This is a genomic window from Streptomyces graminofaciens (genome assembly GCF_030294945.1).
GTDB lineage: Bacteria > Actinomycetota > Actinomycetes > Streptomycetales > Streptomycetaceae > Streptomyces > Streptomyces graminofaciens.
In genome coordinates this window covers 6060062-6080140 of sequence record NZ_AP018448.1, presented here as the reverse complement: position 1 = coordinate 6080140, position 20079 = coordinate 6060062, and the positions used below count along the sequence as shown (strand labels likewise).

Sequence of the window (20079 nt, the reverse complement as noted above, 5' to 3'; positions counted from 1 at the left end):
CGGTGTCCGGCGGGACGATGGTCACGGTCATGGCGCTCACCGGAACAGGGAGTTGACGTGGTCGGCGCCGAGACCGACCTTCTCGTAGTGCTCGCGGCACATCTTGATGTAGTCGTGCACGTCGAAGAAGCCGTCGGGCTCGCCGTTCTCGTCCAGCCAGATGAGCGGGCCCTTGACGATGAAGAACGCCTTCATCGGCTCGTCGCTGTCGTAGGCGACCAGCGTGTGCCCCTCTCCCGGGGCCTCGTAGACGAAGTCGCCCGCGGTCGCCGTCCAGGGCCGCTCCAGATAGCCCCACTTGCCGGAGATCGTGTACGCGAACACCTCGTGCGGGTGGTAGTGCCGATTGACCAGCCCCGCCTCCTTGGCCCGCAGGATGTCGGCCCAGCTGTTGTCCTTGACATTGATCCACAGCGGTCGGGAACTGACGGTCTCGGTGAACGGCACGTAGTAGCGGTCGTCGTCCGTGGCCACCTTGGACAGGTAGACCTCGGGGAGGGCGTCTGGGCGGAAGGAGTTCTCGATCGGCCTGAGGTCCTTCCAGAACTCTCCGGTGGGCGTGTCGGGCATGTGAAGGCCTCCTTCGTCGCGGACTTCCCGGAGTGAACCCCGCAGGGACCGGTGCCGTCTTTCCCACGGCGGACGTGGCCGCTTGCGGATTCCGGACATCCGCCGATGGCAGGCTCGACCGGGCTCGTACCGCGGCCGGGGCTTCCGATTTCACCCGCTGTGGGTGAGGCGGTCGTCGCGGCACCGTCGAACGCTTGCTGGACAGGTCGCTGGACGCGCGCCTGTTCCGAGCCGGGAGACCCCCATGAAGGACCTCAAGTTCGAGCAGAAGCGCTCGCTGTCACGCCTTGAAGCGGCTGACCAGCTCACGGCACTCGCAGCCGCGCTGAGGGAAGGCGGGGAGGCCGAACTGGACCTCAGCCCCGGGACCCTGAGCCTGCGGATCCCCGACGACCTTCGCAGCGAGATGGAGGTCGAGATCGGTGACGGGGAGATCGAGCTGGAGATCGAGTTCAAGTGGCCGACCGCATCGACCCGGACAGCGTCGCCCGAGACAGCGCCGCCCCAGACAGCGCCGACGCGGACGGGCGCGGGGAGGGAGAAGGCCACGGGGGCCACGGGCGCCACGGGGCGGAAGAACGCGCCCGCCAAGCCCGCGCGGAGCGGCACGGGCACCGGCGACAGGAGCAGCAAGAGCGCGAAGCGGGCCGCCGCCACGAAAACGCCCTGAGCCGTCGAGTCGTCGGGGCCCTTGGCATTAGTCGTCGAGTCGTCGGGGCCCCTGGCATTGACGCCGTATGACGCCCGACGGCATTGACGCCGTATGACATTGACGCCCCTGGCATCGACGTCGGGGCGTCAATGCCAGGGGCGTCAATGCCGTCGGGGCGTCAATGCCGGGGGCCTCGGTCTGAAACGCCCGCCGCGTCAGGCCGGTTCGGGGACGAAGGGGTACATCTCGTCGGCTCCGGCCTGTACGACGCCGTAGCTGCTCTCGGGGACCTCGTTCCAGGCGCCGGGCAGGTCGCCGAGGGGTTCGGACACGATGAGGCGGCTGTCGTCGGACACTTCCCGCAGGAACGCCAGGTCGGGGTGCAGCTCGCGCAGGGTGTCCACGCGGGTGCTGTAGAACAGCGAGCGGGAAGTGCCCTGGCTCGAGTAGCGGAAGGACCATACGCGTTCGCCGTCGGTCACGGCGATCGTCATCTGGAGCGGGAACTCCACACCGTGGTCATGGCCGATGCGCTCCACCGCTCCCACCATCCTGGCCACGGCGCCCGGCGGGTCCTGGTCCAGGCCGAAGGTGATCGCCAGGTAGAACATCACCTCCGAGTCCGTCGTTCCCTCGATGTCGGAGTACAGCTCGGGGTCGACGAGCAGGGCCAGCTCGCGGCGTATCAGGTGGAAATCCGTGATGGCACCGTTGTGCATCCACATCCAACGGCCGTGCCGGAACGGGTGACAGTTCGTCTGCTGCACCGGTGAGCCGGTCGACGCCCGTATGTGGGCGAAGAACAACGGGGAGCGGACATGATCCGCGATCTCCCTCAGGTTGCGGTTGTTCCAGGCGGGGCCGACGTCCCTGAGCAACGCCGGGGTGCCGACGCCTTCCTGTGGGTACCAGCCGACGCCGAAACCGTCGCCGTTCGTCGTCTCGACACCCAGTTTGGAGTGGAGGCTCTGGTCGATCAGTGAGTGAGCCGGTTTGTAGAGGATGGTGTCGAGCAGCAAGGGTGTTCCCGAGTAGGCGAGCCATCGGCACATCAGCGATCACCTGCGTTCCTGCTTGCACTTGCGGGGACCTTGAGATCTCATTTTCGCCTCGCTCGCCGCGCGTCGCCATGCGGGCGAGGGGCGAGGACCGGACGCTCATCGCTCCGAGCCCGAGCCCGAGCCCGAGCCCGAGCCCGAGTCCGAGCCCGAGGCACCGGCCCGTGCCTGGTGGCGCTGTCGCAGTAGCGGGCCCAGCGCCAGCCGTGTCACGCGCGGCCAGTCGGCCGCCGCGCCGCTCGCCCGAGACGTGCCGGGGCGACGGCGGGTGCCGGGGCGACGGCGTGGCACGCGGACCCGGAGTGCCGCGGGAGCGCTGCGGCATACGACGGGTGTCGGCAGCGCGGCGTGTTCGCCGTCGATGCCGACCGGGAGTGTGGCCGTGTCCGCTTCGACGACGACTTCCTCGGCACTCAGCCGGATGAGCCCAGGGGAGCGCGGACCGCGCACCAGACGCGCCGCCTGAGCGGCGTTGTCGACCCGCACGCACACCACGCCCAGCTGCCCCGAGTCCAGCCGCTCCCTGCGTCCCGGATGGCCGGCGTCCACAGCACGCCCGTACGGGTTGTTGCTGACGAGCAGTGCCTGAAGACCCTCGGCGGATGTCCGGGCGGCCCGCAGGCGCAGCCTGGGCGCGTCCTCGTCGGTCAGGAGGCCGGGGAGGGCCTTGAGGACGGTCTGGGCCTTCGCGTCCCGGTACGCCGGGTCGGCGACCACGGACGCGTACGCGCCGAAGGAGGCGTTGTTGACGAAGACCCGGTCCGCCGCGTACCCGAGGTCGACGCGGAGTTCGACGGCGTCGGACAGGGCCTGAAGGGCCGCCGTCGGGTCGTCGCGGTCGAGCCCGAGGTCGAGGGCGAAGTGGTTGCGGGTGCCGACGGGTATCACCACGAAGGGCAGGTCGTGGTGGGCCGCGACTTCGGCCACCAGGGCCTGGGTGCCGTCGCCGCCCGCCACCGCCAGGAGGTCGGCCCCCTCGGCGACGGCCCGCCGGGCCAGCTCGGTCACGTCCTGGCTCCCGTCGAGCAGGACCACCCGGCAGCCCGCCGCCCTGGCCTTCTCCACGAGGTGGAAACGGCCCACCTTGCCGCCGCCGGAGCGCGGGTTCATGAGCACCCAGGGGGCGTGGGGTGCTTCGGCCACGGCCTGTCCGGAAGCGGTGCGACCGCGTGTCGAGGCCGTACGTGCCGCCGTGAGGGCCAGCACCCACAGGGCCAGGGACAGCAGGGCCGGCCACAGCATGCCGAACGTGGCGTACAACGCGAGGACAGCGACCGGCGCGGTCACCGTCAGAGCCACCCCGAAGGCACGCACCACTCCGGTGTGCGCCAGGGTCCACCACACCCCGACGGCGGCGAGCGCCAGTCCGGCGATGCCGACCAGCGCCCACAGCACGCTCCGCAGGCCGGCGGCGACGAGCGGCACGAGGATGCTTCCCAACAGGGCGAGCAGGGCGAGGCGAGCCCAACCGGGACTGCCCTCGCGCACGGTTGTGACCCCTGCCTGTCCCTGACCTCTCGTGTACCCGCCGTGTCGTTCCATCCGCCGGCCCTTTCTCACCACCTCCGGCGCTGTCCGTTCCGCGCCGTGGCCGCGCTCACCTGCTGTCCGTTCCGTGCCGCGGCCGCCTCACCTGCAGTCCGTTCCGCGGCGCGGCCGCCTCACCTGCCGTGCTCACTTGCCGCGCTCACCTGCTGCGCGACGAACCCTCCTCGGACAGGTCGAAGAGGTTGTCGCGCCGCACCACGCACAGGGCCCAGATGACGAAGCCCGAGATCGCGATCATCACCACGGACCACACCGGGTAGTACGGCAGGGAGAGGAAGTTGGCGATGATGACGAGTCCGGCGATGGCCACGCCGGTGACGCGCGCCCACGTCGAGGTCTTGAGCAGCCCCATGCTGACGATCACGGCGACCGCGCCCAGAGCGAGGTGGATCCAGCCCCAGCCGGTCAGGTCGAACTCGAACACGTAGTTGCGCGTCGTGACGAAGATTTCGTCCTCGGCGACGGCCATGATGCCCCGGAAGATGCCGAGCAGGCCGACGAGGAAGAGCATCACGGCCGCGAAGGCCGTCAGGCCCGTTGCCCATTCCTGCTTGGCCGTGTGTGCCGGCCGGGTGTGTGTCGTGGTCATCTCGCGCCTCGTTTCGTGGTGTTGTCCGGATACTCAGCGGCCGGAGGCGGGCCTGGTGATGGAGCTTGTGCGCTCCGCCGGACCGTGGCCGCTCAGGACCAGTTCCTTCGCTCTGCTGAACTCCTCGTCCGTGATGTCTCCGCGCGAGCGGATCTCGGACAGCCTGGCGAGCTCGTCCGTGCTGCTCGGAGTGCCGCCGGCCGCGGTCTGCTTGATGTAGGCGTTGAACTCCTCCTGCTGCGCACGCGCCTGCGCGATCTCCCGGCGGCCCATGTTCTTGCCCCGCGCTATCACGTAGACGAACACGCCCAGGAAGGGCAGGACGATGCAGAACACCAGCCATCCGGCCTTCGCCCAGCCGCTCAGCCGGTCGTCCCGGAAGATGTCGACGACGACCCGGAAGAGCAGGACGAACCACATGACCCACAGGAAGAACCAAAGCATGGTCCAGAAGGCGCCCAGCAGCGGAAAGTCGTACGCCAGGTAGGTTTGCTCGCTCATGTCCGTCCTCCGTCCCGGGCGTTCGCCCGACAGCGGTTCCGTGCCTTTTTCAGCGTGCCCACGGCAAGAACGGGGCGGCCTCACCCGACGCGGGTGAATGTGCGGGGAGATCCGGCGCGGCCGGTGTCATCGCCTCGACGGCTTGCGCAGCGCGGCCCGCCACGCGAGGGCGACCGCCGCTTCGGCCAGGCCGAGCAGGACGAGCCACAGGCCGAGCAGCCGGGTCAGGGCGCGGGCCGACTCGGTGGGCAGGGCGAGCACCACGATCCCCGCGACGATGCCGAGCACCGCGACGCACAGCACGACGCCGCGGTGCGGCAGGTCCTTGGTGGCGAGTCCCGTGTAGAGGGTGAGGACGCCGGACACGAGCCAGACGATGCCGACGATCAGCGAGAGCGCTGCGACGGTCTGCAGCGGGTGCCGCAGGCACAGCACCCCGGCCAGGACGTACAGCACGGCCGAGAACAGGCCGGGGAGCCGTTCGCCGTGCTCCTCCCGGGCGAAGACGGCCACGAACCGGAACCCGCCGGTCACCAGCAGGTACAGACCGAAGAGGACGGCCAGGACGTGCAGGGTCGCATCCGGCCAGACCAGCGACAGGATGCCCGGCACCAGCGTCGCGACCGCCGATCCCATGATCCAGGTCCACGAACGACCGACGTGCCCCATCAGGTCCGCAGGGTCGCCCGCCGGACTGGGGGCCGCACTGTCGGCCATGGGCTGCGGTCCGGTACGCGGTGCTGGGCCAGGTGACGCGGACATGGCTCCTCCTCGCGCGGTCGAGCGGGTCGCTCCCGGACCGCCGACGGGGCGGTGCGGGTACCCGACCGGTCCAGCGTCCAGCGCGTCGGCGGCCGACGGCTCACCCCTGACGGGTGATCCGGTGGCTCCGCCGGGACGGTGGAGTGAGAACCGGAGGCGTCCGTCGGCCTCACGCCGGTCTCTTGTTCCGTCACGCCGGCCTCGCGGCGGAACGGAACAAGAGACCGGCGTGACGGAACCAACCGAAGAGACCGGCGTGACGGAACCAAACCAAGAGAGCGACGCAACGGAACCAAGAGACACGACATGAGCGATCCCCTGGCTGCCCGGACGGACCACAACCGGTCCGGACCGGACGAGCACCGGCCCGAGCGACAGCCCAACCCCCGCCTGCGGGTGGTGGTCGCGGGCATCGCCCGCGCCGTGCTGCTCTCCGTCGGCCTCGTCACCGCCTACTACCTGTTGCCCCTGGACGAGCAGACCACGGTGAGTGCCTCGGTGCTGCTCGCCTGCGGCCTGCTGGCGGTGGCGCTGCTGTTCTTGTGGGAGACGCGGGTCATCCTGCGCTCGCCGCACCCGCGGCTGCGCGCCGTCGAGGCCCTGGCCGTCACGCTCGTGCTGTTTCTGGTGCTCTTCTCCGGGGTCTACTACCTGCTGGAACGCTCCACTCCGGGTTCCTTCAGCGAGCCGCTGACCAGGACGGACGCCCTGTACTTCGCGCTGACCACGTTCAGCACCGTCGGCTTCGGGGACATCACCGCACGCTCCCAGGCGGGGCGTGTGGTGACGATGGTGCAGATGACGGGAGGGCTGCTGCTCGTGGGAGTCGCCGCGCGGGTGCTGGTGGCCGCGGTCCAGGAGGGTCTGAGCCGTCGGCACCGTGAGCCGTCGGCGGAGCCGGGGGCCGGAACAGATGCCCGGGAGGCATCGGACAGGGAGGCCGGGTCATGACCGAGCCGGATCAGGCGCGGCCCGACCCGATCGACGTGAGTGCTCGCCCTCTTCGGCCGGCTGTGCGGGGCGTCCCTGGCGCGGGCCCACGCCCGCTCGGGCGATCCCATCGCCATCGCCGCCCACCTGGGCGGCAGTGACCGTTTCGAACGCTCCCTCACGGAGTTCGCCCCCCAGTCAGCGGAGAACGACAGCGGAGAACCTTTGAGCCGGGCCCGCCTTGAGCCGGGCCCGCCTTGAGCCGGGCCCGCCTTGAGCCGGGCCCGCCTTGAGCCGGGCCCGGCTTTGAGTCAGGCCGGAGAACCCCTCTCAACGGTCCGGCAACTGTCGGCTCTCAACGGTCCGGCAGCTGCCGCATCTCCACGACGCGCAGTCCCAGCGACTGGAACCGCGCCAGCAGCCCGTAGAGGTGTGCCTCGTCGACGACGGGGCCGAACAGGACCGTCTGGCCGGACATCACCACATGGCCCAGCTCGGGGAACGCCTTGGTCAGCGTCTCCGACATGTGTCCCTCGATGCGGATCTCATAGCGCATGAGCTGTTCTCCCACGGGTGGCCGGGGGGAGAGGGAAGAGGCAGACGGCGCCCCTTCCACGATCGTCGGCCCCGGCTTCCTTTCCGGCCTCACCCAGTACAGGTGACCCGTCGGCCCGCACACGCGAGACCTGGGTCAGTGCGTCAAAGCGATCTTGAAGGAGATGATCAGCAGACCTAGCAGCAGATTGACCGAGGCGGTGACGGTCAGCAGACGCCATGAGGCGCCGGCGTGGCGTGCCGCGGCCACGGACCACCCGACCTGCCCGGCCACGGCGACGGAGACCGCCAGCCATCCGGCGCCTTCCACGTCGAGGCCCAGGAGCGGGCTGACCGCCACCGCGACGGCCGGCGGGACGGCGGCCTTGACGATCGGCCACTCGTCGCGGCACACACGCAGCACGGTGAGACGGTCCAGGACCTGCTGTGCCAGGCGCGCCCCGAACAGTTGGGCATGCACGTGCGCGATCCAGAAGACGACGCCGGTGAGCAACAGCAGCAGCACCAGCTCGACGCGAGGGAAGGAACCCAGAGTGCCGGCGCCGATCACCACGGAGGCCGCGAGCATGGAACCGTAGACGCCGCCCGTGTAGTCGGCATGTGCTCGGCGTTCGGCGTGGCCCGCGGCGGCCGTGGTGGGACTGGTTCTGGACACTGGTACCTCCTCCGAGCTCAGCGCGTCGATCCCGTCGATCCCGTCGATCCCGTCGATCCCGTCGATCCCGTCGATCCCGTCGATCCCGTTGATCCCGTTGATCCCGCTGATCCCCTCGAACTCGTCGTCCCGGCCGGAGCCTCCGCGTCCGGCTGTCGAGGACGCCCTGTCCGGCCCGTCGGCAGATGGCGGGTGACCAGGAAACTGCCGAGAGTGATGCCGCCGGTGGCGAGGATCGCCGCCTTGAGACCGTCGAGCTGCGCCGAGGCGTAGGAGTCCACGACGGCGTCGACCTCGGACGGCGGCAGCCCGGCCTGCTCGGCCGCCGAGCGCACCTGATCGGTGGGGACGAACGTGATCCCGGCTTCGAGAGCGACACCGGTCTGCCGCCGGGTCTCCTCGGACAGGCGCGGGTCGTCCGCCACCTGGCTGGTGAAGGCGTGGGCCAGCGCACCGATGAGGATCGACCCGATGAGCGCGGTTCCCAGAGCGGAACCGAGGTTCTGGGCCGTGAACTGAAGCCCCCCGACCTCACTGCGTTCGTCCTCGTCGGCGCTGGACTGCACGACGTTGCCCAACTGCGAGGCGAGCAGGCCCATGCCCACGCCCAACAGCGCCATGGCGCAGGCGAACTGCGCGTCGTCGATGACCGGGTCGATGGTGGCCAGCAGCCACACGATGGCCGCCGTCAGGGTCGCCAGGGCCAGCCTGACCACCCGGCGCGGCCCCATCACCCGCCCCAGCGCGGACCCGGACAGGGACACGGCGAGCATGGCGACCGACACCGGGAGCAGCCGCAACCCCGTCTGGAAGGCGTCGAACCCCTGCACCACCTGCAAGTACAGCGGGATGGTGAAGAAGAGCCCGAGCAGGATGAGGTTCTGACTCAACAGCGTCATCAGTCCGGAACGCAGCGAGGGCCTCCCCAGCAGGGACATGTGCACCAGAGGATCGACGCCTTTGCCCTCCCGCCGCCGCTCCCAGTGCCGGAAGAGGACCAGGACGGCGATCCCCGCGCCGACGACGAACAGCGTCGGCGCGAAGCCCAGAATCGTGAAGGGCGGGTTGCGGGGCTGCACCCACCCCCATGTGCTGCTCTGCAGCACGCCGAGCACACCGAGCCCCAGTCCGGCCGCCGAGAGCGCGGCACCGACGCCGTCCAGCCGGGGGCGCGGGTCGGTCCGGGCGGACTTCGGGATCACCCGGTGGGCACACAGCACGGCCAGGACGACCACGACCTCACCGGCGAAGACCAGCCGCCAGGTGAGGTACGTCGTCACCCAGCCGCCCAGCAGCGGGCCCACCGCGATCCCCGCGCCGGCGAGACCGCCGACGACCGCGTAGGCGACGGCCCGGTCCCGTCCGCGGTAGGACTCGGCGACGAGGGCGGCCATGGCCGGCAGCACCATGGCGGCGCCGAGCCCTTCGATGACGGACCAGCCCAGCGCGAGGACCCACAGGGTCGGCGCCACGGCGGTCAGGGCCGATCCCGTGGCGTAGACGACCAGCCCGAGGAGGAACATGCGGCGACGCCCCTGGATGTCCCCCAACCTGCCGCCGATGATCATGAAGGCGGCCATGACCAGCGCGTACAGCGTGATGACGGCCTGGATGGCGGTGACCTCGGTGTCGAAGTCCTCCACGAGTTGACTGATGGAGACGTTCATGACGGCGGTGTCCAGGACCATCAGGAACTGGGCCGTACCGAGGACGATCAGAGCGCGCCAGCGTTTCACGGTGTCCACCTCACCGAGTGGGGTCCCGGGTGGCGGCGAAGTCGGCCGGGCAGCGATCGGTGCATGTCCTGCCGCCGGTCCCATCACAGGTGAAGGACTCGCCCGGCGCCTCACCCGTCATGGGGGAAGGAGCGGCTCCGGGCGAAGGGGCGGCTCCGGGGGAAGGGGCGGCTCCGGGCGTGGGGGATCGACGCGTGCAGGCCGATGGGCGCGGGCCGGCCCGTCAACCTCGGTCTGCCGCGTGTGCCGCGGTCTCCAGTGTGTGCCTCGGCCTGCCGCGTGTGTCTCGGCCCGCGCAGGGCGAAGCCCGGCCGGTGTCCATGGCGACGGTCGCGGGCTCGGGCGCCATGTCGGCGCTTGGCCGGCACACGCGGCAGGCCGAGGCACCGGCACACGCTCACCCAGGCGCGTTCGCGTGGGCGCGCTCGCGTGGGCGCGCTCGCTCACAGCAGCCGGAGGTCGCGCGCGCGGCGCACCGCGTCATTGCGCCGGTTCACGGCCAGCTTCCGGTAGACGCCCTTGAGGTGGGTCTTCACCGTGTTCACCGAGACGTAGAGATCGGCGGCGATCTCCTCCGTCGTCATCATCCGGGCCAGCCGCTGCAGAACCTCGCGCTCGCGCCCGCTCAGCTCCCCCACGACCAGCGGCGAGGGCTGCGCCTCGCTCGCGGGCGGTTCACCCGGACGCGACGGACCTGGCGTGAGCCAGCCCGCGGCCAGCGCATCGAGCGGTGGCGTGGCCAGGAGAGGCCGTATCCACGGTCGGGCATCCAGGAACGGACGCCGCAGCCGCTCGCGCCGGGCGTCGAGGAGCGCCTGCCCGACGAGCCTGCGCGCGGTGCCGGCGTCCCCCGCTTCTTCCGCGGCCCGAGCCCTGACCAGCGCGGCCCGGACGGTCACCGCCGGACCGGTGGTGCCGTTGGCGCGGACACCGTCGACCAGGTCGACCGCCTCCCCGGGACGCCCCGCGGCGAGCAGGATCCGTGCGGCCTCGACCGCACAGGCCGGGTGGTCGTGGGACACGACACCGAGCGCCTCGGTGGCCTTCTCCGGCTGTCCTTCGGCCAAATGGGCGGCGGAGGTGACCAGCGCCGCGTGGCTCGCCGCCCAGGGCGACGCGACGGCCGTGGAGACGGTCCAGTCCGCCGCCGCGGCCGCGGCACGTGGGCTGCCCCGGGCCAGCAGGAGGCGAGCCCTGACGATGGCTCGCCCCGCCGCCAGCACCGGATCGTGCGCCGCGAAGCGGAGCTGCGCCGTCTCGTCGACGAGCGCCTGAGCCAGGTCCAGCTCATCGCGGTCGACGGCCAAGGCGGCCAGGACCACCCGCCCGACCCCGAGGCCGCCCGGTTGGGCCAGACTGAACCGCTCCGCTTCGGACACCCCCGCCAGAACCTTGCGCTCGGCCCGGCCCGGCCAGCCGTTCAGGTAGTCGATCAGCGCCAGGTGCCCCATCGACTCCTCCCGTGGGAGCACGGTGGACGCTCCGCCGGAAGTTCCGGCCACCGTTTTGAGGACGGCGCGCGCGTCCTCGAAGCGCCCCGCCCACAGTCGCGTGGAGCCGAGGTGGGTCAGCAGGAGCGCGGTGAGTTCGGGATGCTTGTCCAGGAGGTGCGCGGGGACCTCCCGCCGCAGCTCGTCGGCGGTCTCGGCGGCCTTCTCGGCCCGCGGGGGAGAACCGGTCAGCCGCGCGGCCAGCGCCTGAAGCAGCGCACAGCTGAGCTGCGCGGCCGCCGCACCGGACGGCGAGTCCGGGCCCGAACCCGAACCCGGGCCCGAGCCCGAACCCGGGCCCGAACCCGAACCCGAGCCCGAGCCCGAACCCGCGTCCGAACTCGTGTCCGACGCGTCGGCGGCCAGCCGCTGCTCGGCGCTACGCAGGTGCGACAGACCGTGGCGGAGGTCGCACCGGGACAGATCGCGGGCCGCCCGGACGAGATCCGTCGCGGCGCTCGTGGAATCGGGCCCCATCCCGGAGAACAGTTCGGCCATGTCGGCCGGGTCGGCCGGGTGCGGGCCCGTGAAGAGCTGCCCGATCGCCAGGTCGCCGACGAGCGCATCGGCCGTGAAATCCCAGTCGCCCGCGGCGGCACCATGGGCGAGTGTCTCCGGGAGGGACCCCGAACGGCGGAGCCACCGCGCGGCCCGCCGGTGGAGCTCCGGCTCCAGCCCGGGCAGGCGTACTCGCAGATGAGCCCGGAGTATCTCCTTGAACAGCGGGTGGAGCCGGTACCACGAGTGCCCGAGATGCTCGACGAACGCGTTCTCGCGGTGCAGCCCGACGAGAAGTGGCTCGGCATCGGTCCGCCCGGTGAGCGCGTTCCCCAGCTCGGGACAGAAGCGCTCCAGGATGCTGACGCGCAGCAGGAGGTCCTGTGCCTCCTCCGTCTGCCGCTTGAGAACCTCGGCCAGCAGGAAGTCCGCGACCGTGCTCTGGTCCGCCTCGAACTCCTTCAGGTAGGCCTCCGGGTCGGGGCTCTCCGACGCGGCCAGGGCGCACAGGCGCAGGCCGGCGGCCCAGCCACGGGTGCGTTCCACCAGGGCGCGGGCGGCGTCGACCGGAAGGCTCAGACCATGCAGCTCCAGCAGCGTGACCGCTTCCGCGGGGGTGAAGGCCAGCTCCGCGGCGCGGATCTCCGTGAGCTCGCCCGCCACCCGGTAACGGTGCAGTGGCAGCAGGGGTTCGGTGCGGGTGACGAGGACCAGGCGCATGCCCCGCCCGGCGTGGTGAAGAACGAATTCCAGCTGCTCGGCGACCTCCGGAGCGGTCACGCGGTCGAACTCGTCGATCACTACGACCACGGGCTCGTCCCGCCCGCTCAGCTCCGCGGCGAGCTCCGCCAGCAGCTTGTCGTCCACCCGGCTGTCCACCTGGTCCATCTGGCTGTCCACCTGGGTCGCGTCCACCTGGGTCGCGTCCACCTGGGTCGCGTCCATCTGGCTGTCCACCTGCGTCGCGTCCACCTGGGCCTCGACCGTGCCGGACATCCGCGTCCGCGTACGGCAGCCGCGCAGAGCCTGGATGACGTATGCCCAGAACACCCCGGGCCGCCGGTCCCCCGCCTCGGCGGTGAGCCAGGCGACCGGCTGGCCCAGACCGGAGGCCCAGTCGGCGGCCAGCAGGGTCTTGCCCGCTCCGGCCGGCCCATTGACCAAGGTCAACGGCGTGTGCAGGGCCTGGTCGAGGTGGCGGACGAGCCGATGCCGCCGAAGGTACGTGGTGGGTCTCGCCGGCAGCGCGATCCGCGTGCTCAGAAAGGGATCACTCAGGGGATCGGCGCACGGAATCCGCGGAACGGCCGGCCCCGGAACGTTCCCGTCGCTCTCTTCCACAGCGCTCACCACCACCGTCCGTCAGGGGCAGGCCCCGGGCAGTGCTCCCACACCAGAATCCCAGCTCCACCGCTTCCGCGCGCGGCTTGCGGTGCCTTCCCGCGAAGAGCGGGCCACCGACGAGCTGGGCGGTGGTCTTCCGTACCAGCCCTGGGACTCGGGCTGTGCCGCAAGCGCAGGAGCTCTCCCGCGGTTGGTGTCAGACGTCGACGGTCGACCTGATCGCCCGCCATTGCATACGGTCGACCGCGGCAGGAACGCCTCCGGGGCGGGCCGGGGGAGGTGGATCGGTACAGCCTGGCTGCGCCCTCGACGAGGAACAGGATCGACTGAGCGCCTCCGCCGGAGTCCGGCCCCATCAGCATGAACCGATTCTTGCGGCAGGCCGACCACGGCTTCGATGTGCCGGGCTGAGGCAGGCGGTGTCCGCCACCGCCCGTCTCAGCCGCCGACCTGTCATGTCCTGCGCGGTCACAGTCTCCCGGCCTGAGGTGTGAGGGCGGCGCAACTGAAGTACCCACGGGGTCTAACAGGTCGGAAACCGGCCGGTACCACGATCGGGCTAGCTTCGTGACTATGAGGGTGTGGACGCCAATTCGGCCGCTGCTCGGCAGGCTCGGCACAATCGGCAAGGGCGGTCCCGGCAGGGGCGGTTCAGGGCGCCGCAACGGTGGCCGAACGACTCCCGGCCGTCGGCCGCTGCCCGGCTGGCGCAGCATCAGAGGCCGTGTGGCGGTGGTCATCACGGTCCCGATCTGCTTGCTGCTGACGGTCGCAGGTCTGGCCGTGTACGGCCGCGCCGAGGCCCTCGGTGACGCCCGCACGACCCGTGCCGAGGTCGGCCTCAGCCTGCGGGTCCAGGCGCTGGTACATCAGCTGCAACGCGAACGCGGCCTGACGAACGGCCTGTTGGGCGGTGAGGAGAGCTACCGCGCACCGCTCGCGGCTACGCGCAAGCGCGTTGACACCGCGCTGCGCGCAATGCGCCCCGAACGCGCCGTGGAGGATGTCATCCAGCGGCACTTGCGGCGCCTGGCCGCCGTCCGCACCGCTGCCGACAGGGGCCCCGCCGGCACGTCCACCAGCGGCACCGGCACCGGCACCGCCGACCGGACCGCCACCCTCGCCTTCTACACCACCGCCGTCGATGCCCTCAACGCCGTCGACCCGGTCGCGGAGACCGCGACGCGCGCCGACGGTCAACTGGGCGACGGCCTGGCGGCGTTGCGGGAACTGGCCGCGGCCAAGGAGTCCGTCGCGCTCGAACGCGGCCTCCTCAACGGCGTGTTCGCCGACGGTGCCTTCCACGGCCGCGAGTACCTCGCCTTCACCGAGGTGCGCGCCACGCGTGTCGCCGCCCTCGCCCGCTTCCGCCAGGTCGCCACCGCGCCCCAGCGCGCCGCCCTGAAGAAGGCCTTCGGCACCGAGGACGCCGAACGCGCCACCACCTACGAGAAGCAGGCGGAAGGCGCCGCCGACGGCTCGGCTCTGCGCGCCGAGGCCGGCGCCTGGTGGGACGCGATGACCGTACTCGTCGACGATCTGTACGCCGTTCAGCAGTCGGTCGGTGACGACGTACGGCACCGGGCCGACCGGCTCAGCCACGACGCCGAGCTGGGCCTAGCCGCCTATCTCGTCGCGGGAACGCTCATGGCCGCCCTCGTCGCGGGCCTCGCCGCCTTCGCCTCGCGTTCCCTCACGCGGCCGCTCGGCGCACTCGCCGAGGCCGCCGACGACGTGGCGCGGCACCGGCTGCCCGCAACCGTCGCCCGTATCCAGCAGTCCCCGACCCCGCAGGACCATGCGGAGTTCCTCCCGCCAGATGCCCCGGGCCACCCCGAGGCACAGTTGTTGGGCGGCGCGGCGGAGATCGCCGAGGTCGCGGCGTCCCTGCACCAGGTGGAACACACCGCCCTCCACCTGGCCGCCCAGCAGGCCGGCCTGCGCCGCAACACCACCGAATCGCTCGCCAACCTCGGCCGCCGCAACCAGAGCCTCGTACGCCGTCAGCTCAGCCTCATCACCCGCCTGGAACGGCAGGAACTCGACCCGGACGCCCTCGCCGAGCTCTTCGAACTGGATCACCTCGCCACCCGTATGCGGCGCAACGCCGAAAGCCTGCTGGTCCTGGCCGGACAGAATCCGCCGCGTCCCACGGCGGCACCCGCCGACGGCCTGGAAGTCGTCCAGTCCGCCGTCGCCGAGGTGGAGCAGTACCGGCGGGTCATGATCGCGACCGTGGAGCCGGTGCGGGTACGCGGCCACGCCGTCGCCGATGTCGCCCACCTCCTCGCCGAACTCATCGAGAACGGGCTGAACTTCTCGCCACCGACCGAACCGGTCGAGGTGCACGGCTGGTACGACCCCCAGGACGAGACGTACAGCTTCGCCGTCGTCGACCACGGCATCGGTATGCCCGAAGCCGACAAGGAACGTGCCAACGCCCGCTTCTCCGACTCCGGCGAGGAAGCCCTTCTCGCCGCGCCCACCCGGTTCCTCGGCCACCTCGTCGTCGGCCGACTCACCCACCGCCTGGGTGAAGGCGCGCAGGTCCAGCTCTTCGACACCCCTGGCGGCGGCTTGTCCGCACTTCTCGTCCTTCCCGGGCGTCTGCTTGCCCCCGCGCAGGACAGCTCCACCACACCCCCACCCGCCAGGCCGGCTGTCTCCTCCCTGCTCAACGGCTTCCGAGCAGGTGTTGCCCGTGCCGAGGCCAGAAGCACACAAGGAGTGTCATCGTGACCACCGCCGTCCAGAGTTTCGGCTGGCTCATCTCGGAGTTCGTACGCACCACCGACGGTGTCACCGACGCCGTCGCCGTCTCCAGCGACGGCCTGCTCATGGCGGCCTCGGACAGCCTCGGCCGAGATCACGCCGACCACCTGGCCGCAGTCGTCTCCGGCATCACCAGCCTCGCCCAGAACGCGGCGACGGCACACGGCTTCCGCGGCATGAAGCTCGTCATGATCGAAATGTTCGGAGGCTTCCTCATGGTCGGTCGCATCCGCGACGGCAGCTGCCTCGGTGTCCTGGCCGCCGAGGGATGCGACGTCGGCCTGGTCGGCTATGAAATGGCCGTCCTCGCCGACCGCGCCGGCGAACTGCTCACCCCACAGTTGATACGCGAACTGAACTCCACACCCCTGGCCGCGAGATAGTCACGGCACGCTCCGGCCACCGGCCACCTGTCCCAAGAGCCCAGTCGGGCCGGCTGGTCGTGGAGCCCAGTCGGGCCGGCTGGTGGTGGAGCGTGTCGTAGCGATGCCGGCTGAGGCCCGCCTCAGAGCGTGCAACAACAGCAATGCCTCCTGCTGCCCCACCTGCCCAACCGGCCCAGCCTGCCCAACCGCACCCCGCGCGCGGCGCGGCTGGTCGTGATGGACTGGGTTCATGGGAGGTGCGTCATGTCAGGTCGCGCTGGCAGGACCCGCAACATTTTTCTCGTCTGGCTGATCTGGCCCTTGATCACGTTGGGTATCTACCACCTGGTCTGGTACTACAAAGTGAATCGCGAAGCTCGGGACTTTGATCAGCGGATCGAGGTCAATCCGGTGGTGGCCCTTCTGGCCATCACTGTCGGCTGGCTGGTGATCGTTCCCCCCTTCGTATCGGTCTACAACACCGGTCTGCGCATTGCCCGCATGCAGCAGTCGGCCGGGATGGAGCGGAACTGCAATCCCTGGATCGGACTCATCCTTTTCATCGTGGCCGCTCTGTACCCGCTCTACTACCAGCACGAGCTGAACCAGATCTGGGCTCACTACCAGACCCCGGAAGAGGGCGAGCAGGTCCCTCTCGCAGCCTGACCTGCGCCGTGGCACGGTTGCGGAGGTTGTTGGCGGTCGGCTGCGGTCGTGGTCGCTGCTGTACAGCGGTCACGGGATCAGGAAAGCCGCCCGGCCGCGTGAAGCGCGTCGAAAGCCATCTCGCCGACCACGTACGCGTGTGCCTCGTTGTACCCCCACCCGCCTCACCTCGCGTCCTGGGCGCTTGAGGACATGGGCGTCCCAGGGGCGGGGCGGGGCGGGTGCATGGTGGGTGGGGGTGTCGTGTGCTGCCGCGCCATCGGCCGACTTCAGCCGGTGTTCAGTAGGCCATGTCAGCGCTCTGGTCAGCCGCTGGGAAGCGGTTCCGATCGAGGTCCGTCACTTCGACATGATGAAATCCAGGGCGTAACCGGGAGCAGTCGTCCAGTAGGTGACGCGCTGAAAGTCGTTGGCGTACAACGTCTTGACTGGCATGGGGACATTGATCGGCTTGCCCGCGCGGCTGCCGGGCTTACGGCCCTGGAGGCTGAGGGTGATGCTTTTCGCCTTGTACTCGTCCATGGGGCCGTTGACGAGCAGAGCGGCATACGCCTCCTCACCCGGGGCGAGGGTGATGGGCACTCCCGGGTTCGGGGCGCTCTCCTTGATCACGGGGGCCGTGCTCCGACCGTTGCCGAGCCGCACGAGAGGGTAGCGGTAGAGCTTGCACTTCTTGTCGCCGGCGTTCTGGACGGTGAGGAGGAGGTGCCTGGCGTCCTTGCTGTCCGCGGGCTCCGTCACGGCGGACACCCCGAGGACCTTCTGGGAGCAGGCGGCGACGGTGGCCTTGGCGGCACTGCCGCCCGAGCGGTGCGTCACCGCGTCGGCCTTCCCGCTGATCGTCCGCGGCCCGGTGGCGGAGGCCTGTGCCGCCACACCACACCCAAGAGCCAGGACGAGACCCACGGCCACGGCCACACGGTGGGCCGTAAGGGACTTCACGTTCATATGCGTGTTCCTTTTCTGATCGGTATGAGGTCGCGTGCTGGGCTGTCGCCGCCACACCACCCGCCTTCGCCTCCGCCTCCGCCTCCTCCTCGGACCGCGGTGGCGGGGGCGAAGGCGGTCGGGCGCTCCCTTGAGCGTCCGCGCCCTGCACCCGGGTGCCCAAAGAGATGGCTGTCCCAGTGGACGGGTGAGTCGGGGTGTCGTGGCGCTGCCGGGCGGTCGGCCGCTTCAGCCGGTGCGACAGCCATAGCCTCGGATGCCTCGTGGGCCTGGGACAACGGCTGCCCCCCAACCTGCAACGGTGGGACGATCTCAACCCCGACGACCTGCGGAGACAAGGAAGCCTGGGATGCCGGTCTGGGATGCCGGTCTGGGATGGAAGCCGCCTGAGGCCGACGTCCGGACACCCGGTGGACTCGAACCCGCGCCCGCCGCCTCGACCCGCGCCCGCCGCCTCGGCCGCGGCGACGGTGCAGAAGGCGGCGCCCCAGGGCCGCGGGTGAGGGTGGTCTCAAGGAGAGGGATGTCGCGAAACCCTGCAACCATCCCCGCCGTATACACGTGCAGGTATGGGGAGTGCCTGGACTGCCGTCCCGGATGAGGACATGACGGCACAGGCCGACGGATGGATGCGAGTACGGACAAGATGGATGCAATCCACGATGACGTGGCGGAGTTCGCGTTACTGCTGACGCGTCTGAAGGAGCGCACAGACCGCAGCTACGCGGCGCTGGCCCGCCGTCTGGGCATGCATGCCTCCACGCTGCACCGCTACTGCGCCGGTGAGGCGGTTCCCATGGACTTCACCGGGATCGAGCGGTTCGCCGCACTCTGCGGAGCCTCCCCCGAGGAACGCGTGGAGTTGCACCGCCGGTGGATCCTGGCAGTCGCGGCACGGCAACGACCACGCCCATCCGATGCCCGGCGGGCACCGACGCCCCACGACACCACGAGCACCGCGGCATCGGCCGCATCCGCGAGCCACAGCAGCCCGGCGGACGAGGCACCCGAGCCGACCGCACCGGCCGACCGGCGCCCCGAGCCGACCGCACCGGCCGACCCACGCGCCGAGCCGACCTCACCGGCCGACCCACGCGCCGAGCCGACCTCACCGGCCGACCCACGCCTGGGGCCGACCGCACCGGCCGACCGGCGGCCCCGTGCCGGGCGTCCCCGACGACGGCCCGTGCGATCGATCGCGCTGGCGGCCTCGCTCGCCATCGCGCTCGCCGGCCTCACCACATCCGCTGCCGGGCGCCCCTCCGGTGGCGGTGGGTCGTCGGCCTCCGCCCGCACCACACCGGAACCCTCAGCGTCGGCCACGCACAGCGCCGACGGCCCGCAATCCGCGGCTGGGCCCCCCTCCGGTGGCGGTGGGTCGTCGGCCTCCGCCCGCACCACACCGGAACCCTCGACGCCGGCCACGCCCAGCGACGGCAGCCCGGGGAAGAACCGGTCGAGCACCGACACGGTCCCGCCACCGGCCCCGCTCACCTGGACGGTCGACTCCCAGCTCTGGCAGCTCGACTGCGCCCACGAGTACGTCATCGCCAAGCCACCGCAGGAGGTCCCACCGCCGCCGAGCCCGGCGGACGCCGCGGTGTGGGCCGAGTCCCAGGGGGCGGTGCACGGGCGCACCACCAATCTGCGGATCTCGGTGCAGGGACGCGACTCCGCCGCCGTCGTCCTGGAAGCAGTGCATGTGCGCGTGGTCAACCGCACCACCCCCGCCGCCGCCCGCCCGGACATCGCCTACTCCATGTACGAAGGCTGCGGCGCCATCCTCATCCCCCGCCACTTCGCCGTGAACCTGGACGCGAACCGCCCCCTGGCCCGTTCGATACCCGGCAACGACCCGGACAGACCGGCCCCCGCGATCGACTTCCCCTACCAGGTGTCCCTGCGGGAGCCGGAGGTCCTGATGCTCGCCGCGAGCACCGAGGCCTGCACCTGCGACTGGTACGTCGACCTCGACTGGTCCTCACAGGGCCGAACCGGCACGGTGCGCATCGACGATCACGGCCGCCCGTTCCGCACCACCAGCATGAAGGGGCTACCGCACTACTGGTACCGCAACCCCCGTGGCTGGGTCCCCATGACCTCCTCCTAGGACAAGGCGGAAACCGGCGACTGACAAAGCAACAGGCCACACAGCCCGTCCGATAACAGGACCGGCGGGGGCGAGGGCCCGGCCGCCCCCGCCGTCGGTGGGATCCGGGCGGGCCCGGGGCAGGGAGGTGGTGCCGCGCACCTCGTGAGTCTGTTCGGCTTCAGGTCCCACAGCAGCAAGCCACCGTGTGGCGTCAAGGCATACCAACTCCTGCGGGCCCTGACGAACACGGCCGTGGACGACGAGCTGATCCGGCGCAACCCGTGCCGCGTCAAGGAGCGGACCGCTACGACGTGCCCGAGCGGCCGATCCTCACGGCGCGCTTAGGAG

17 protein-coding genes and 2 pseudogenes are annotated in these 20079 nt (G+C 70.9%); 8 read left to right on the top strand and 11 right to left on the bottom strand.

Annotated elements, in window-relative coordinates:
- Nucleotides 1-36: 36 nt before the first annotated feature.
- Nucleotides 37-570 carry a 2,4'-dihydroxyacetophenone dioxygenase family protein gene (locus SGFS_RS26050; RefSeq protein ID WP_286253870.1) on the bottom strand — a complete coding sequence of 178 codons (534 nt, stop codon included), beginning with the start codon at nt 568-570 and terminating at the stop codon, nt 37-39.
- Nucleotides 571-814: 244 nt separating this feature from the next.
- Between SGFS_RS26050 and SGFS_RS26045 the strand changes: the two genes are divergently transcribed.
- Complete coding sequence (locus SGFS_RS26045) at nt 815-1240, top strand: amphi-Trp domain-containing protein (protein WP_286253869.1); 426 nt, start codon at nt 815-817, stop codon at nt 1238-1240.
- A gap of 197 nt (nt 1241-1437) precedes the next feature.
- Here the strand turns inward: SGFS_RS26045 and SGFS_RS26040 are convergent, their stop codons facing one another.
- The 5 genes from SGFS_RS26040 to SGFS_RS26020 all read right to left on the bottom strand — a co-directional run bounded on the left by SGFS_RS26040 (nt 1438) and on the right by SGFS_RS26020 (nt 5680).
- Nucleotides 1438-2274 carry a class II glutamine amidotransferase gene (locus SGFS_RS26040; protein WP_286253867.1) on the bottom strand — a complete coding sequence of 279 codons (837 nt, stop codon included), beginning with the start codon at nt 2272-2274 and terminating at the stop codon, nt 1438-1440.
- A 105-nt stretch (nt 2275-2379) separates the two neighbouring features.
- On the bottom strand, nt 2380-3822 hold the full coding sequence (locus tag SGFS_RS26035; RefSeq protein WP_286253864.1) for a diacylglycerol/lipid kinase family protein: 1443 nt from the start codon (nt 3820-3822) through the stop codon (nt 2380-2382).
- A 145-nt stretch (nt 3823-3967) separates the two neighbouring features.
- On the bottom strand, nt 3968-4417 hold the full coding sequence (locus SGFS_RS26030) for a DUF7144 family membrane protein (protein ID WP_286253862.1): 450 nt from the start codon (nt 4415-4417) through the stop codon (nt 3968-3970).
- 33 nt (nt 4418-4450) lie between these two features.
- Nucleotides 4451-4918, bottom strand: coding sequence for an SHOCT domain-containing protein (locus SGFS_RS26025; RefSeq protein WP_286253861.1), 468 nt, complete (start codon nt 4916-4918; stop codon nt 4451-4453).
- 126 nt (nt 4919-5044) lie between these two features.
- On the bottom strand, nt 5045-5680 hold the full coding sequence (locus SGFS_RS26020; RefSeq protein WP_286253860.1) for an HdeD family acid-resistance protein: 636 nt from the start codon (nt 5678-5680) through the stop codon (nt 5045-5047).
- 306 nt (nt 5681-5986) lie between these two features.
- Between SGFS_RS26020 and SGFS_RS26015 the strand changes: the two genes are divergently transcribed.
- On the top strand, nt 5987-6631 hold the full coding sequence (locus SGFS_RS26015) for a potassium channel family protein (RefSeq protein WP_286253858.1): 645 nt from the start codon (nt 5987-5989) through the stop codon (nt 6629-6631).
- A 39-nt stretch (nt 6632-6670) separates the two neighbouring features.
- A pseudogene (locus SGFS_RS26010) lies at nt 6671-6871 on the top strand (DUF2252 family protein); the annotation flags it as partial.
- A gap of 94 nt (nt 6872-6965) precedes the next feature.
- On the opposite strand, the gene SGFS_RS26005 reads toward SGFS_RS26010, so the two are convergent.
- The 4 genes from SGFS_RS26005 to SGFS_RS25990 form a co-directional block, all read right to left on the bottom strand.
- Nucleotides 6966-7166: a hypothetical protein gene (locus tag SGFS_RS26005; RefSeq protein WP_286253857.1), complete on the bottom strand. Its 201-nt coding sequence runs from the start codon at nt 7164-7166 to the stop codon at nt 6966-6968.
- Between the two features lie 135 nt (nt 7167-7301).
- Nucleotides 7302-7820 carry a hypothetical protein gene (locus SGFS_RS26000; RefSeq protein ID WP_286253856.1) on the bottom strand — a complete coding sequence of 173 codons (519 nt, stop codon included), beginning with the start codon at nt 7818-7820 and terminating at the stop codon, nt 7302-7304.
- Nucleotides 7821-7837: 17 nt separating this feature from the next.
- On the bottom strand, nt 7838-9556 hold the full coding sequence (locus SGFS_RS25995; RefSeq protein ID WP_286253854.1) for an MFS transporter: 1719 nt from the start codon (nt 9554-9556) through the stop codon (nt 7838-7840).
- A 443-nt stretch (nt 9557-9999) separates the two neighbouring features.
- The gene (locus SGFS_RS25990) at nt 10000-12900 is read right to left on the bottom strand and encodes a LuxR C-terminal-related transcriptional regulator (RefSeq protein ID WP_434028069.1); all 2901 of its coding nucleotides are present in this window, start codon (nt 12898-12900) and stop codon (nt 10000-10002) included.
- 714 nt (nt 12901-13614) lie between these two features.
- Here SGFS_RS25990 and SGFS_RS25985 point away from each other — a divergent pair.
- The 3 genes from SGFS_RS25985 to SGFS_RS25975 all read left to right on the top strand — a co-directional run bounded on the left by SGFS_RS25985 (nt 13615) and on the right by SGFS_RS25975 (nt 16691).
- Nucleotides 13615-15627, top strand: a complete 2013-nt coding sequence (locus tag SGFS_RS25985) for a sensor histidine kinase (protein ID WP_286253853.1) — start codon at nt 13615-13617, stop codon at nt 15625-15627.
- Nucleotides 15624-16043, top strand: a complete 420-nt coding sequence (locus SGFS_RS25980) for a roadblock/LC7 domain-containing protein (protein WP_286253852.1) — start codon at nt 15624-15626, stop codon at nt 16041-16043. The genes SGFS_RS25985 and SGFS_RS25980 overlap by 4 nt, the downstream gene beginning before the upstream one ends.
- 129 nt (nt 16044-16172) lie before the next feature.
- A complete protein-coding gene (locus SGFS_RS25975; protein ID WP_286253851.1) occupies nt 16173-16691 on the top strand; it encodes a DUF4234 domain-containing protein in 519 nt (172 codons plus the stop codon).
- A gap of 339 nt (nt 16692-17030) precedes the next feature.
- On the opposite strand, the gene SGFS_RS25970 is transcribed toward SGFS_RS25975, so the two are convergent.
- On the bottom strand, nt 17031-17639 hold the full coding sequence (locus SGFS_RS25970) for a DUF4232 domain-containing protein (RefSeq protein WP_286253850.1): 609 nt from the start codon (nt 17637-17639) through the stop codon (nt 17031-17033).
- A 646-nt stretch (nt 17640-18285) separates the two neighbouring features.
- Between SGFS_RS25970 and SGFS_RS25965 the strand changes: the two genes are divergently transcribed.
- Nucleotides 18286-19749: a helix-turn-helix domain-containing protein gene (locus SGFS_RS25965; RefSeq protein ID WP_286253849.1), complete on the top strand. Its 1464-nt coding sequence runs from the start codon at nt 18286-18288 to the stop codon at nt 19747-19749.
- 183 nt (nt 19750-19932) lie between these two features.
- A pseudogene (locus SGFS_RS51970) lies at nt 19933-20066 on the top strand (site-specific integrase); the annotation flags it as partial.
- Nucleotides 20067-20079: the final 13 nt, after the last annotated feature.